18 protein-coding genes are annotated in these 14,377 nt (G+C 36.9%); 17 read left to right on the forward strand and 1 reads right to left on the reverse strand.

The window, feature by feature from the left end; all coding sequences use genetic code 11:
• Nucleotides 1-120: 120 nt before the first annotated feature.
• The 8 genes from RMA94_RS10805 (at nucleotide 121) to RMA94_RS10840 (ending at nucleotide 6,486) form a co-directional block, all read left to right on the forward strand.
• The gene (locus RMA94_RS10805) at nucleotides 121-1,074 is read left to right on the forward strand and encodes a hypothetical protein (RefSeq protein ID WP_311082842.1); all 954 of its coding nucleotides are present in this window, start codon (nucleotides 121-123) and stop codon (nucleotides 1,072-1,074) included.
• 44 nt (nucleotides 1,075-1,118) lie between these two features.
• Nucleotides 1,119-2,204: a hypothetical protein gene (locus tag RMA94_RS10810; protein WP_311082843.1), complete on the forward strand. Its 1,086-nt coding sequence runs from the start codon at nucleotides 1,119-1,121 to the stop codon at nucleotides 2,202-2,204.
• A gap of 317 nt (nucleotides 2,205-2,521) precedes the next feature.
• Complete coding sequence (locus tag RMA94_RS10815; protein WP_311082844.1) at nucleotides 2,522-3,226, forward strand: hypothetical protein; 705 nt, start codon at nucleotides 2,522-2,524, stop codon at nucleotides 3,224-3,226.
• Nucleotides 3,227-3,366: 140 nt separating this feature from the next.
• Nucleotides 3,367-3,684, forward strand: coding sequence for a hypothetical protein (locus RMA94_RS10820; protein ID WP_005070099.1), 318 nt, complete (start codon nucleotides 3,367-3,369; stop codon nucleotides 3,682-3,684).
• A gap of 173 nt (nucleotides 3,685-3,857) precedes the next feature.
• A complete protein-coding gene (locus RMA94_RS10825; protein WP_033850438.1) occupies nucleotides 3,858-4,052 on the forward strand; it encodes a hypothetical protein in 195 nt (64 codons plus the stop codon).
• Between the two features lie 250 nt (nucleotides 4,053-4,302).
• Nucleotides 4,303-4,761 (forward strand): hypothetical protein, encoded by a 459-nt coding sequence (locus RMA94_RS10830; protein WP_032063571.1) that lies wholly within the window; start codon nucleotides 4,303-4,305, stop codon nucleotides 4,759-4,761.
• A gap of 313 nt (nucleotides 4,762-5,074) precedes the next feature.
• Nucleotides 5,075-5,419: a hypothetical protein gene (locus tag RMA94_RS10835; RefSeq protein ID WP_019767862.1), complete on the forward strand. Its 345-nt coding sequence runs from the start codon at nucleotides 5,075-5,077 to the stop codon at nucleotides 5,417-5,419.
• 122 nt (nucleotides 5,420-5,541) lie between these two features.
• The gene (locus RMA94_RS10840; protein ID WP_311082845.1) at nucleotides 5,542-6,486 is read left to right on the forward strand and encodes a DUF4424 family protein; all 945 of its coding nucleotides are present in this window, start codon (nucleotides 5,542-5,544) and stop codon (nucleotides 6,484-6,486) included.
• Between the two features lie 131 nt (nucleotides 6,487-6,617).
• Here the strand turns inward: RMA94_RS10840 and RMA94_RS10845 are convergent, their stop codons facing one another.
• Nucleotides 6,618-7,220 (reverse strand): DoxX family protein, encoded by a 603-nt coding sequence (locus tag RMA94_RS10845; protein WP_311082846.1) that lies wholly within the window; start codon nucleotides 7,218-7,220, stop codon nucleotides 6,618-6,620.
• A gap of 164 nt (nucleotides 7,221-7,384) precedes the next feature.
• Between RMA94_RS10845 and RMA94_RS10850 the strand changes: the two genes are divergently transcribed.
• The 9 genes from RMA94_RS10850 to RMA94_RS10890 all read left to right on the forward strand — a co-directional run bounded on the left by RMA94_RS10850 (nucleotide 7,385) and on the right by RMA94_RS10890 (nucleotide 14,346).
• Nucleotides 7,385-7,693 (forward strand): hypothetical protein, encoded by a 309-nt coding sequence (locus RMA94_RS10850; protein ID WP_004642275.1) that lies wholly within the window; start codon nucleotides 7,385-7,387, stop codon nucleotides 7,691-7,693.
• Nucleotides 7,694-7,762: 69 nt separating this feature from the next.
• On the forward strand, nucleotides 7,763-8,626 hold the full coding sequence (locus tag RMA94_RS10855) for a DUF692 domain-containing protein (protein ID WP_182917415.1): 864 nt from the start codon (nucleotides 7,763-7,765) through the stop codon (nucleotides 8,624-8,626).
• A complete protein-coding gene (locus RMA94_RS10860; protein ID WP_311082851.1) occupies nucleotides 8,577-9,332 on the forward strand; it encodes a putative DNA-binding domain-containing protein in 756 nt (251 codons plus the stop codon). The genes RMA94_RS10855 and RMA94_RS10860 overlap by 50 nt, the downstream gene beginning before the upstream one ends.
• 2 nt (nucleotides 9,333-9,334) lie before the next feature.
• Nucleotides 9,335-9,955: an RNA polymerase factor sigma-70 gene (locus RMA94_RS10865; RefSeq protein ID WP_174725357.1), complete on the forward strand. Its 621-nt coding sequence runs from the start codon at nucleotides 9,335-9,337 to the stop codon at nucleotides 9,953-9,955.
• Entirely contained in the window at nucleotides 9,949-10,128 is a 180-nt protein-coding gene (locus tag RMA94_RS10870; RefSeq protein ID WP_311082855.1) for a zf-HC2 domain-containing protein, read from the forward strand. Before RMA94_RS10865 ends, RMA94_RS10870 begins: the two co-directional genes overlap by 7 nt.
• Before the next feature lie 91 nt (nucleotides 10,129-10,219).
• Complete coding sequence (mumR, locus tag RMA94_RS10875; RefSeq protein WP_016141501.1) at nucleotides 10,220-11,131, forward strand: LysR family transcriptional regulator MumR; 912 nt, start codon at nucleotides 10,220-10,222, stop codon at nucleotides 11,129-11,131.
• A 344-nt stretch (nucleotides 11,132-11,475) separates the two neighbouring features.
• Entirely contained in the window at nucleotides 11,476-12,729 is a 1,254-nt protein-coding gene (locus tag RMA94_RS10880; protein ID WP_014206320.1) for an NRAMP family divalent metal transporter, read from the forward strand.
• 34 nt (nucleotides 12,730-12,763) lie between these two features.
• Entirely contained in the window at nucleotides 12,764-13,528 is a 765-nt protein-coding gene (locus tag RMA94_RS10885; RefSeq protein WP_206216130.1) for a LamB/YcsF family protein, read from the forward strand.
• A 2-nt stretch (nucleotides 13,529-13,530) separates the two neighbouring features.
• Nucleotides 13,531-14,346, forward strand: coding sequence for a putative hydro-lyase (locus RMA94_RS10890; RefSeq protein ID WP_311082856.1), 816 nt, complete (start codon nucleotides 13,531-13,533; stop codon nucleotides 14,344-14,346).
• Nucleotides 14,347-14,377 lie beyond the last annotated feature (31 nt).

Raw genomic sequence — 14,377 nt, forward strand, 5'->3', positions numbered from 1 at the left:
ACAGCGACATAGGTTGTCGTTTAAATTTCATCCTAACTTGTAGTTACTAAAGATCTAGATTTAAATAATATTATATGTTTTTAAATTTTATTTAAGTGTTAATAATCATGGGGCAAAGTTATGAACTTTAAACGGAAATTTTTTAGAAAAATTCCAGTAACAATTTCAGCTTTAGAGCAGACCTTTTTTATTGGAGTTCCATGTTCACAGTTTTCAAATGATGTTTTATATAAGTTAGGGATAATTGATAAGCAACTTCCATTATCAGAGGGAATAACATTTCTCCCTGCTAAAATAGGTAAGTTTTCTACTATAAATGCTGATGGGAAAGTTATTATACGTAAGGACTTGCCAAAAGAAACTTTTTATCAAGAAATTTTTTATACGTGGAAAGAATGGCATGGGCCAGATCAAATTGAAAAGGAAGGAAGTAAATTAATTGCTAGAGAGCGTTATCAACGTCAACGTTTGGATGCACCAGATGTTCGAGTAACTGTTTCAAATATTGATGATGAATTATTTTTTCTTATCAAGTGTGAACCTAATGAAGAACATTTGCTACATAAATTAAATCTAGCATTGGAAATATTTAATGAGTTTGATGTTCATATTAATTCAAGAAATGGTTTAATAACATTACCTCACAATTTAAAGGCAGTGGATTGGATCATTTTAAAGTCTGGAACAATAACTGCTGAAGAAATTCAAGAAGCTATAGAGAAAAGTATTTCTCAGAAACTTAAAAAAACTATTCGACCTGTAATTCTCCAAAGATTAAATTATATTAGTAGTTTTTCTCCAGATGAAACAGTAATAGGAGTAGCTGGATATAGTGGGTATATTATCCATAATTTCCCAAATTTAGATATTTCAGTTCTTGAATCAGAGTTTCCAGATAATGCGACTTATATTTTTGATTATAAAAAATGGGAACCGTTATCAAAATTATCTAAAACTGAAATTATTCGAAATGGTTTAGAAAAAGCTAGAGTTATCCATGATGAATATTGGGAAGAAAAAATTCGTAAATTACTTAATCCAAGAAGTGAGAGTAATGAGAATAATAAAAACTAGTTTACTTAATTTTTTGATTGGTAGATTTTTTAGTCGAGTTAAAAATGAGTTCAATATCTATAGAAGCTTATAATGCTATTGTAAATAGGGGAAAGATACCTGAGGTAACAGCTCCTCCTCCCATACTTGCGATATGGCCTGAACCTTTATATATACGTGATAAATGGTGGATGCGCGTATGTAAATTAATGCCAGATATGTCTTTGAAGTGGAGTAAATCACATCCACCTGAATTATTTGATAGTTTGGAGGTTGCTTTAAAAGTCGCTAGACAAAGAAATGCACAATTATTGGAAACTATTGCTAATTTAGCATTTAGCTTAGTTCAACAGCAATCAATTACAATGAAGGTAACGAAAGAGGTGCAGAAAAAAGAGAGATTAATTAATGAAGAAAGATTGATGTTGCAAGAAGCCAAGGAAAGGGCTTATAAAATGAAAAGAGCTGAAATTAATGATTTAATACTCCCTGATAAATCAGAAAAATTTCGACAAATATTACATAAACAACTTACGACTATGCCTTATCTTACAAGAGTGGTAGTCACTGATAAGAAGAAGAAATTTATTCTTGAACGATCAAAAAAAAATAAATTCGAATGGTCAAAACCAATTTTAGCTAAAGCAAAAACTTTAGAGTTTGCTTATAAAGCTACTATTGCCGAAGGTTTTGATTTAGATCCAGAAGCCCCTTGGGGGAAGACTAAGGCCACTATAAGAGATTTACTATTACCTAGCGCAAATAAACTTTTGCAACTCGCAAGTGTGCAGCGATTATTATCGGAAGCTAAGTTAAAAGGACAATATGTTTTAGTTTGTAATGGATATGTCTTTTGGTATGAGGAGAATGGCAATATTGGTTGGACTGTTAAACAAACAGATTCAAGTCTTAATGGAAAAAAAGGTAATACGTTATGGTTAGAAGGTGAAATTGAATCAAAAAATCATGGACGATTAATAATTCTACCTTATATAAAATCTAATGGTGAGCTTGTAAAAGGGCATACTAAAAATGGCCCCAATGATGGTCCTGCAAAACCAAGACATCCAAGCCAATATGTTTCTTTACCTTTTCATATCTTAAAAGATGATTTAATGATATGTCTATTGGGAGACTTGCCTTATGAATAACACCAATAAAAAATTGCTGCTTTGATTAAACGATCAGTTTATAGCTCTTAGATTGTCATGAAATTTTAACTTGATATTTAACAATGATAATTTTAGAATCCGCCCAACTAATTTTTAGGAGCTTCAATGTGAGTACTTGCTCGAGTGACAATAGTCGATCGGTAATAGTCTAAGTATCCACTGAAGTCCTGATAGACCTCTTTTTGTGGATGCAAGAAGAGGTTTTTTTATTTCCATCTTTTCATTTCTATTATTAACCGATGATCTAATCATGTTGGGTTCTAGTACTTGCATGTGCTCCATGACTTATGGGAGTGATGCCAATGTTATTTACTTTAAAGAAACGCTCACTTATTTCTGGTTTCTGTTTATTCACATTATCTAATGCAAGCTATAGTGGACGACCTATGGTTGTTGACGATGCCGCTCTTGTTTCTCCAAAAACTTGTCAGCTAGAAACATGGGCACAGCATAACTCTGACAGCAAAGAATATTGGGCAACACCAGCCTGTAATTTTGGTGGCAATTTTGAATTTGCTGTAGGGATGGGGAGAGTAAATGATGATACTGAGCATGTCAGTTATGCAACTCTACAAGGTAAGACCTTATTAAAGCCTTTAGAAACGAATGATTGGGGAATCGGCTTTTCTTTTGGCACTCAAATCAATACTAAGGATTCTTCAAAGAAAAACTGGACGGTTAATATTCCTTTAAGTCTTTCTATTTTGGATGATAAGTTTTTAATCCATGCCAATATGGGATGGTTACGTGAAAATACCACACATAAAAATCAAACCACGTGGGGAATTGGAACCGAAACACAACTTGCTCATCCATTAACACTCACTGCCGAAGTATATGGTAATGACCGAAATGATGCCTTTTACCAAACAGGTTTTCGATACATGGTTTATAAAGATTTTGTTCAGTTAAACGCAAGTTATGGCAACCAAATGTCTCATCATGATAATGTTTTTTTCTCTGTCGGATTTGTGTTTCTAACAAAGCCATTTTTACCTTAATGACTTAGAAATATCTTAACTATCAACAAATGTGACAGAATCTAACTTTTTATATCGTGTAAATAACGCTATCTTGTTTGGACTTGAGCACATCCTTTTGAAGTGTTCGTCTTTTCGTTAGATTTTTAGGTATTTAAAAAATGAATAAAATGCACGTAACTTTAGCGGTCATTATTGGTTTAATTGTTGGTGGTGTAATAGGCGCTCTTGGTTACTCTAAAACTGCTGCACGTTATGATGCAATGACGACAGCATGTGTCATGGTAAACCAAGCAGTTGAACATGGCATCTTGAAACCAGAACAAGTGAAAGAGCTTGGTGAGCTAACAGGACAAAGCCTTAAAAAAGATTATGAGTCAGTTGCCTCTAAATTTAAATTTTCTGAAAAGCAATTAGGTAATGCATCTGAAGGTTCTAATTGTAGTCAGTTTATTGTTGGGGTAAATGCCGCACAATAACCATTTAGAAGCCCACAGTAAGTGGGCTTTTTTATAATGTTTAGTTAGGGCAGCTACAATATTAACTGAACATATCATGTATAGACTGCTATATAATGATCAATTCAAAATCTGAAATATAAGCTTGCCTAAAGGCAGGCTTTTTGTATATGTAAACAAGTCTGCTAGGAAATATGAAACGCTATTTAAAACAAACTGAATCGGCTACGACTAATTGGACAACAGAGCAAGACTGCTTTTTGATCGAAAATAATTCTCTCTCAATTTGCGAGCTCATCGAGCATTTACCTTTTTCTGAAGAAGAAATACGAGTGCGTCGAGCTGTTCTGGGTTTATTGAGACGAGATAAGCAAATGAAAGCATATTAATTTTACCAAATGGTAAAAATAATATGAAAATAAATGTTTCAAACTTTCTCTATTCAACCATGCATTTTTGCGGATGAGTTATCAAAACCATAATTTTTTTCGGTATTTTATTGGTGCGCTTTACATAAAGCGCTAACTACTTACAAACAAGTCTAATAAGGTTACCTTCAATTACGCGAGTTTAAGCATAATCAAATACATAAGACATTCATAGATCAGAACTTTATAACAATAGGACGGAGAGAGGTTAATGCCAAAGTATCTAGCTGTAGCCGAAAAGGTTTATAAAAATATAAAAAAAGATGGCTTATTCACTGATGACATTACTCAGAACCTTAACTGTTTAATTAGTCAGATCCGAAAAGCCATCAAGGGAACTGAGTTTAAGCTCAAGTTCAACTATATAGACTTTGAAGAAAACTTAACGAAGCCATTAAGTGAATGCAAAGTTAAAATTGATTTGAGTGTCATGCCAAAGTTTGCAAACGAAGGTGAATATCTTCTTTGGTTAGCTGGTCTTATTGAGCGAATCACAGAAGGGGGAAAGCCTAAATTGCCACCAATTTCGCACTTTTTACCACCAGGTTTTAAAATGTCGAAAGATTCGTTTCCTGTAACTGTTGCTCCTCCAAAAGAAGAGCATGCAGACATGATTATCAATTATTTTAAATCTGAGGATTTTATGAAAACCAATAAAACTCCTTCATAAAAGAATATAGAAGCGAACGTCCACCTTGCTTCTATATACTGCTGGTTTAAACTCAGCGACCGCCTTCTGGGGCGGTTTTTTTTTGACTAAATATAATTGATAACTCAATTTTTTCTTATATTTAAACTCAGATCATAGACAAGATTAATTGTATGTAAATATGCATGATTTTTATGTTTTATAATAAATAACAATGATTTAAGTTTATATTGCAATAAAGGAAAAGATACATTTTTCACATAACCAATGTGCCAAGTAACGCAATTAAACATTTAGCTGTTCATAATCTTTAAAAAAAGAGAAAGTGAATGATATGAATGAAAATGCAGAGCTTATAAAATACATTGACGTTGCTGAAAACGTCTATGAACGTGTCTATGAAAATAATCAAGTTTCCAATAATTTGATTGTTAACCTCAACCGCATCATGGCGGAAATCAAAAAACAGGCCCAAGAAAAAGATCTGAAGTTAAAATATAAGTCGATTGACTTTGAATATTGCTTGAGTTTGCCTTTGGCAGATAGAGATATAAAAATTGACCTTAGTTTGATGCCTCACTTTGAACATCGTGATGAATGCATTTTATGGCTAACCAACTTTATTGGAAAAATTAGTGTGCCTAAAAAGATGACGAGACAAAAACTAAGTTTTCATTAAAATTTTTAGATTTAAAGCGATATATGAGTCATTACTAAAAAACTAATCGTATCTATGCTTAAATAGTTATGCTTTATTCCAGATCGATATTTTATAATTAGAAAATGACAGAGCGCTTTAAAATGAAAACGTTTGCATTAACCTTTGCTGTTTTAGCTTCGTTATCCACCTATGGTCTAGCCAACGACTCTACGGGTTACGTGGGTACGGGTGGGATTCAATATCTCAAAAACTCGCAGATTGCCATGCAAAGCGAAGATCTATTCATCAGTAAAAAACTGATTAAGGTCGACTATCTTTATAAAAACTTAAGTAATAAAGACGTAACGGAAACCATCTTATTTCCGTTACCGCGCATTGATAATTTTTTTGACTCTGATTTTGCTCACACCGAAGAACTTTTAAAAAGTTTTAAAATTGTGGTGGAAGGTAAAAATATAAAGCCGGAGATGCATGTCAGAACCTTTATTCAAAAAGATGAAAAATCTCCCCTGATTGATGCTACGGATGAGTTTAAACAGTGCGGTTTTAATGAAAAAGAGATGCTAAATCCGTGGACTCGTACTAACTATGATTATGAATATTATGTAGATAAGCTAAAACAATGTAAAAAGCCACAAATACAGAAAATTTTAGCCAATTTTAAAAAAGATGATGTGATTCCGTGGTCATCTCAAGTGATCTATAGTTGGAAGCAGACTTTTAAAGCCAATGGTTTGACTAAGATTCATCATGAATACAAACCTTTGGTCGGTGGCTCTGTAGCTCTCTATCCAGATGAATATAACCAGCAATTTTGTATGGATAAACAATTTAAGCAGGGCTTAAAAAAAGCCAGTGCAGAAAATTCGCCGTTTAGTGCTTTGGGTTATATTTTGATGACGGGCGCAAATTGGGCAAAACCAATTGAAAACTTTAAGTTAACCATTGAGCGCGATAAAGACGAACTGGTTTCATTTTGTTGGGATGGGCCAGTTAAAAAAATTAGTCCAACTCAATTTCAAATGACCAAGACTAAGTTTGTACCCAAAAAAGACCTAGATATTATTTTTGTGAGAGTTAGATAACTTCATACAAGCTTCTGGTTTGACCAAATTGCCTCAATAATATTGATTGTGTGTCATGAGCTAAACATGGCACACAATAAGAAAAAGATGCTCTATGTTGCTGTCAGTAGGATTCTGAGCGTAATGATTAATTAGAGCAGCTTCTTTTTAATCCAATAATCTAAACTGAAATAACGGCCGCCTCCAAGAACAAGCAGTGCGAGAAGCATGACTAAATACGTAACGGCAAATTCAATTCCATTATTTAAAATTACAAACGAACCACTAGACGTGAGCCAGTTGTAATTGCCGTAGGTTTGTAATATTTCACGAGCTTTCTCTAACTTTTCAGCCGAGGCCAAGACCTGCATGTTTGCAAAGGGTGCATTTGGATCAGCAATCGCTTGCCATCCATTTGGTATATGGACAGTAAATATGGCAACCAACATGGTAATCATGAGCGGGATGCTAATTAAGCGAGTAAAGAGGCCAAATGTTAATAGTATTGCACCTGCTAGCTCAGCCGTTGTTGCAAGTAATGCCATTACATACGGAAAGGGAAGTCCTAAACCTCCATCTGAGTTGCCAAACCATTCTACAATATCATTGAAGTGCATTAATTTATTTGTGCCTGCCATCCAAAATATAGGAACTAAATATAATCGAAGAGCCAGAGCTGCGATGCCGTCCGCATGTTGTAGAGTTTTACCCAGTTTTTGATAATATTGAGATAAGCCATAAATAAAATTCTTCATGATAATTTCACATCCGATGCGATTGAATATTAATTAGTCGGATAAAGACTGTATTTCTTACATAAAAAAATTTTTTATTTACGGTGTAATAAAAAAGGATTTGGTCCGTCTAACTATACGTACAAATGTACAAACCGAGAATTTATCTTTAAAGGAATACTAAAATGAACAAACTCAACTCAATGACTTCAGTGGCGGCATTATTAGCACTTTCAGTTGCTGGCGCTACACAAGTGGCGGTAGCAGCAACCCATACAACAACCGAAGCACATGCAACCAAAGCAGCAGATGGAAAATGCGGTGAAGCAAAATGCGGTGCTAGCAAAATGAAAAACCACGAAAAGTCTGCCGAAGCAAAATGTGGTGCAGATAAAAAAGCAGCTGATGGTAAATGTGGAGCAACCAAAAAAGCAGCGGACGGCAAGTGCGGTGCAGATAAAAAAGTCGCTGACGGTAAGTGCGGCGCTAAGTAAACAATCTGATCATGGATGATGTCGACCTTCTGGTAAGTGTCGGCATCGTTTCCAAAAGGAGAAATCACCATGATGGATTTGTCAGGCGTAGGACTGGGTTTAAGGCGTGATTTTATAGATTCGTTTTTAGATGCAAAAACATGTCCCGATTTTATCGAAGTTGCTCCTGAAAACTGGCTAGGTTTTGGTGGACGACACGCGAAATTACTCGCACAGTGTGTTGAAAAAGCTCCATTAATTTGTCACGGCTTGTCATTGTCTATTGGCGGTCCTCATCCACTCAATCTTGAATTTATCGAAAAAATAAAAAGCTTTTTAGAACAATATGATGTCTCAATTTATTCTGAACATTTAAGTTATACAAATGATGGCGGCTATCTATATGATTTGTTGCCAATCCCCATGACTGAAGCGGCTGTTCAATATGTCGCTGAACGTATTTTACGTGTTCAAGATATTTTAGGAAGACGATTAGTCATAGAGAATGTTTCTACTTATTTAATGCCCAATGCTGAAATGAGTGAAGCGGAGTTTATCCGTGAAGTCCTTCAATATGCAGACTGTGATTTGCTTCTGGATGTAAATAATGTCTATGTCAACAGCATTAATCATGGCAGTGATGCATTTGGGTTTATTCGGGACATGCCAAAAGAGAGAATCCGTTATTTACATATTGCTGGACATGAACAAGTTCAAAAAAATTTATTAATTGATACGCATGGCGCAGAAGTTTGTGATCGCGTATGGGAACTATTGAGATATACCTATCAAGTGTGTGGTGTGAAGGCAACTTTACTTGAGCGCGACTTTAATATTCCATCATGGCAAGAGCTAGAAGAGGAACTAGCCAAAATTAAAATAATTCAACAACAGGAGAGTGGCTATGAAGGAAAATCAAATATCCTTTCAGACCATGCAACAACAGTTTTGTGACTGGATTAGAGATCCTGATTTGGAATTACCTCAAGCTCTTCCTCCCGAACGAATGCATATTTATCGAGACTTACTTTTTAATAATGTCTGTTCATTTATTGATTTAGTTTATCCCGTGGCTCGTGCGATGTTGCCAGAGTTAAGGTGGCAACAATTACTCTCGGAGTTTTTTCAAAAAGCCCAGTGCCGCTCGCCTTTGTATAATGATATTTCTCTTGAGTTTAGAGAGTATTTGACAGATCAGCAGCACCCGATATTGCAAGAATATCCTTGGTTGGCTGAGTTCTTGCAGTTTGAATGGCTTGAGTTGTATTTAGACACTGTTGAAATTGAAAAAATAGCTTTGCAGGAAAACTGTGATTGGCAGTTAACTACAAAGGTATGGGTATTGGTTTATCAATATCCCGTTTATACGTGGACAACTTTAATGACTTCAGAACAGGCCGAGCCTATGCCTGGAGCAATTATGGTCTGGCGAGATGAACAAGACAAAGTATGTATTGAACAGCTTTCGCCTTTGTTTGCTATGGTAATTGAACAGTTGACTCAAAATGTAAAGTTAACTGACCAAGATATTCATACACTCATTCAATCTGTACTCACTGATTTGTCTGAACATGATATTTATCTGCAAATTCAAGAACTAAAAGCACTTTTAACTCGAATGCGATTGATTCAAGTTCCCCATGATTTTAAAGAGGTATAAGGATGACTTCAGCCGTGGCATCAGATCATGAAGAAATAGAAGATCAGTTGCATAATCCAGCCTTTTTACAAGACTTAAGACAGCAAATGATAAAATTTGCTTTTTTACAGCTTTCCTCGCTTCCGCAAGCTGAAGATGTGGTGCAAGAAGCATTAACAAGTGCTTTCCAACATTTAGGTTCATTTAAAGGACGTGCTGCGTTTAAAACATGGGTATTCGCTATTTTAAAAAATAAAATTATTGATGTGATTCGGCAAAAATCGCGTTTGGTCTCAATGACAGAATTATTTAAAGATGAGGAAAGTGAACTGAGTATTGATGCACTGTTTGATGCTTCTGGACATTGGCACAAATATGAAGCGCCTCAAGCATGGCAAAGCCCTGAAGAAATGATGGAGCAGGCAGATTTCTGGATAATTTTTGAAGCTTGTTTAAATCATTTACCTGCCAAATATGCTCAAGTTTTTATGATGAGAGAGGTGATAGAGCTGAGTTCTAATGAGATTTGTAGCAAGTTGGAATTGTCTATCTCAAACTTTAATGTGTTGATGTATCGGAGTCGTACCCGACTACGTGAATGTTTAGAAAATAAATGGTTATTGAAGGAGGATTGTTCATGCTGACATGTCGACAAGCCACTCAACTGTTGTCTGAAAAGCAAGATAGACCATTGTTATTACGTGAGCAAAGTGGTTTACGGCTACATTTATTGACGTGCCGTTCATGCCGCCGTTATTCAAAACAGATCAAAACAATTAGTCAGCTTTCTAAAGCATTTAAAAATTTGGATGGCTAATTTTATTTAAAAATTTATTTATTGCTAGCCTAATCACGCTAACAACTCCCATACTATAAAAGTAGAGGAGTTTTTTAAGACAGGATGACACGTGAATTTAAAGAATCTTGAAGCATTTTATTGGGTGGTGACTTTAAATAGCTTCAATAAAGCGGCGACTAAATTGCAAACCACACAGCCTGCGGTATCTCAAAAAATCACAGCTCTTGAAAATGAATTAGGTTTTAAAGTTTTAGATCGAAACTATCGGCAGTTTAAGCCGACTCATAAAGGCTTAACTTTATTTAAATACGCCGAAAAATTTATGCGCCTAGAAACAGATCTGGTCGCAGAACTGACAGAAAACCAGCACCTAACGGGTACTATTCGTTTGGGAGTTTCCGAAACTATTGTTTATACATGGTTAGTTGAATATATCGAAAAGGTTCAACAAGAGTTCCCAAAAATTTCAGTCGAAATCGTGGTGGACCTTACGCCTAACTTACAAGAAGGCGTTCGGACAGGCGACTTAGACATGGCTTTTTTGCTTGGACCAACTTTAGCTTTTGAATGCATTGAACAGACTTTGTGTGACTTTGAACTAAGCTTCTTGGCTTCACCGTCGTTTAAAGGTGGAGTTGCTCAAATGTCTTTTAAAACATTAATGTCGCATACCATTTTAACTTATCCAAAAATTACCTATCCCTATAAAGAATTAAAAGCACGAATGAAAGAGCAAGGGATTGATGAACCACTTTCAATTACCAGTTATTCATTGGCAACGCTGTTGCGTTTAGCCGAGCAGGGCTTAGGTATTGCTGTGGTGCCGACCTTAACAGCACTAAAAGAAATTACTGATGGACGACTAGAAATATTAAATACGCCTATTCAGTTAAAGACGTTTCATTTCACCTCGATCTACATTCAAGGAAACGATGTTGCCTTAAAAGAGAAATTAACCGAAGTTGCGGTTAAGGTCTCTGAATGCGCTATGAAAAGACTCAATGAGCAAATTAAAAAATAAGCTGTTTTTGTGTGTCTTTTATCCCTATTTTTTCTTATTTAAAAAAGCTGTTTTGTATGTAAAACCATAAAAGCAGCTTATTAACTTCAATAAGTAAAGCTTATCCTGATTTTTTAATAATTAATAAATCATTAAAAATCAAATATTTGAATTTTTAATTTTATGTAAAAGTCTTATTGTCCGTAGGGATTAGCTATGTTTTTATTTTAGACACAAGATTTGATCACCGATTGTGTTAATTGGGGAACAGGGAATCTTTGTCATTTTAAAGGATTAAAGAATATCGTTTGGGACAAAAAAATGGTGTTCTTGGTTCAACTTGAAAATAGCGTTGTTAAGCTCAAATGGATGAGGAACGCATTAATATGTCTTTACTGAAATCTTCTTTTTTATCAGATCGCCAATGGGCCATTGTGGCCTCGATCTTTATGATGGCGACCTCTGCAATGGGGCCCGGATTTTTAACCCAAACTGCTGTATTTACAGTCAAGTTAGGCGCGGCATTTGGCTTTGCCATTTTAGTTTCCATTTTGATTGATTATGTGGTTCAACAAAATATTTGGCGAGTGGTGACACTTACTCAAATGCGTGCATCAGACATTGCCAATAAAGCATTGCCGGGTAGCGGTTATTTACTAGCATTTTTAGTGATTTTGGGCGGGTTTTTCTTTAGTGTCGGTAACATTGCCGGTGCAGCTTTAGGTTTAAATGCGCTGTTTGGCCTAGACACAAAGTGGGGCGGTATTTTAAGTGGTGCATTAGCCATTTTGATTTTTGCATCAAGAAAAGCAACGCTTGCCATGGATAAAAGCATGATCGTGTTGGGATTGCTTAAAATCCTCCTGATTATTATCGTTGCTGTCATTGTGATGCCTCCAGTTGGGCAAGCTGTACATCAAACCTTTGCTCCAGATCAGATCGACTTTGCCATTATTACCACCATTGTTGGCGGTACGGTTGGTGGCTATATCTGTTATGCGGGTGCACACCGTTTACTCGATAAAGGTGCTGTTGGCCCTGAAAATATTGATGAAGTTGCTAAAGCTGCGACCAAGGGCATTGTTGTGGTCGGCATCATGCGCTATGTGTTGTTCTTGGCTTTTTTAGGTGTGGTGGTGAGCGGTGCAACGATTGATTTAGCTAGCCATGACGCCAATCCAGCAGCTCAAGCATTCCAATATGCAGCGGGTACATTTGGTTTTAAATTATTTGGTTTAATTTTCTGGGCAGCAGGGATTAGTAGCACCATTGGCGCAGCATATACTTCGGTGTCATTCTTTACTGCGTTTAAAAAGAACTTAACACCAAAGCAAACCAACTATACGACCATTACCTTTATCGCATTGGCTTTATTGCTCTATGTGTTATTGGGCGCAACTCCGGCAGGTCTACTCATTTTTGTAGGTGGTTTTAACGGTTTAGTGTTGCCAATTGGTCTTACAATTTTTGTGTATGTTGCTGCATGCCGTAAAGATTTAATGGGTAATTATAACTATCCAAAATGGTTGCTTATTTTAGGTGGATTAACATGTCTATTGACGTGGTGGATGGGCTATATGTCGTTTACGACTGTGTTTAACTATTTGACCAAGCTTTAAGCCAGACTGCGTGAAGTGATAAAGGAATAATGCCATGTTTGTAGATTTAAATAGTGATTTGGGTGAAAGCTTTGGCTCATGGAAAATGGGTAATGATGACCAGATTTTACCTGTCGTGACCAGTGCCAATATTGCTTGTGGCTTTCATGCGGGCGACCCACTCGGCATTTTAAAAACGGTTCGTAAAGCTGTTGAGCTTGGTGTGACTATTGGGGCCCACGTGTCTTACCCAGACCTTGTAGGCTTTGGCCGCCGTAATATGGATTTGTCACGTGACGAATTGATTGCCGATGTGCTTTACCAAATTTCTGCACTCGATGGCTTGGCTAAAGTGGCAGGCTCAAAAGTGCAATACGTTAAACCACATGGCGCGCTCTACAACACCATTGCCCATGACCAATCTCAAGCAGAAGCCGTGATTGATGCCATTAAAATGTATAACCCCGAATTGGTTTTAGTGGCTTTGGCAGGTTCTAACTTAGTCGAACAGGCACGAGCTGCGGGTTTAAAAGTTGTGTCTGAAGCATTTGCAGACCGTGCTTATAACAGTGATGGCTCATTGGTGTCCCGCCGTCTAGAAGGTGCGGTTTTACACGACTCGGCATTTGTTGCGAGCCGTGTGGTGTCTATGCTTAAAAATGGTGGAGTTGAGTCAATTGACGGTGTATTTACTCCAATTCAGGCCGACACCATTTGCTTGCATGGCGACACAGACGGTGCGCTAGAGATGTCGGCAGCCATTAAAGCCGAGCTTGTAAAAAACAATATTGAAATCCGCCCGTTTGTAAACAAAGCATAAGGATGAGCACCATGTATAAGGATATTAAAGTCGACCCAGCTCAGCTTGAAGCCGCTTTAGATGCGCGTTTAAAAATTCGTGCAGGTTTTGATAAACCGACAGCAGGCATGGCTGCGGGCATGACGCAGGTCAACATGATTTCGGTGCCAAAAGAGTGGGCATATGACTTTTTGCTTTACGCACACCGTAACCCGCAAAGCTGCCCAGTGCTTGATGTGCTCGAAGAAGGTATCTATGCAACTAAGCTTGCAGCAGACTCAGACATTCGAACCGACTTTCCGCGTTATCGCATTTGGAAAGATGGCGAAATGGTCGATGAAGTGACCGATGCGAGCGAGATTTACAACGCCCATCCTGATTTGGTGACTTTCTTAATTGGCTGTAGTTTTTCGTTTGAAACAGCTTTGCAAGAAGCGGGCATAGAAGTTCGCCATATTCATGACGATACCAATGTACCGATGTATCTGAGCAATATTCAGTGCCAACCGGCAGGGCGTATTTCAGGAAACATGGTGGTTTCTATGCGACCAATTCCATCGCATCAAATTAGTGAAGCGGTAAAAATTACCTCACGTATGCCAAGTGTGCATGGTGCACCTGTACATATTGGGCACCCAGAAAGCTTAGGAATTTTGGATGTAAATAAGCCAGACTTTGGCGATGCTTCTCGTATTGAAGCGGGTGAAATTCCAGTGTTTTGGGCCTGTGGCGTAACACCGCAAGCTGCCGTCATGAACTCGAAAATTCCTTTTGCGATTAGTCATGCACCGGGTCACATGTTTATTACCGACATTCCTGACCATGCTTGGATTGGCTAACTGGACTAAAGAAGAATTAAAAAGGATAAGC

Origin of the sequence: Acinetobacter sp. V115_6, assembly GCF_031799025.1 — a bacterium.
GTDB lineage: Bacteria > Pseudomonadota > Gammaproteobacteria > Pseudomonadales > Moraxellaceae > Acinetobacter > Acinetobacter pittii.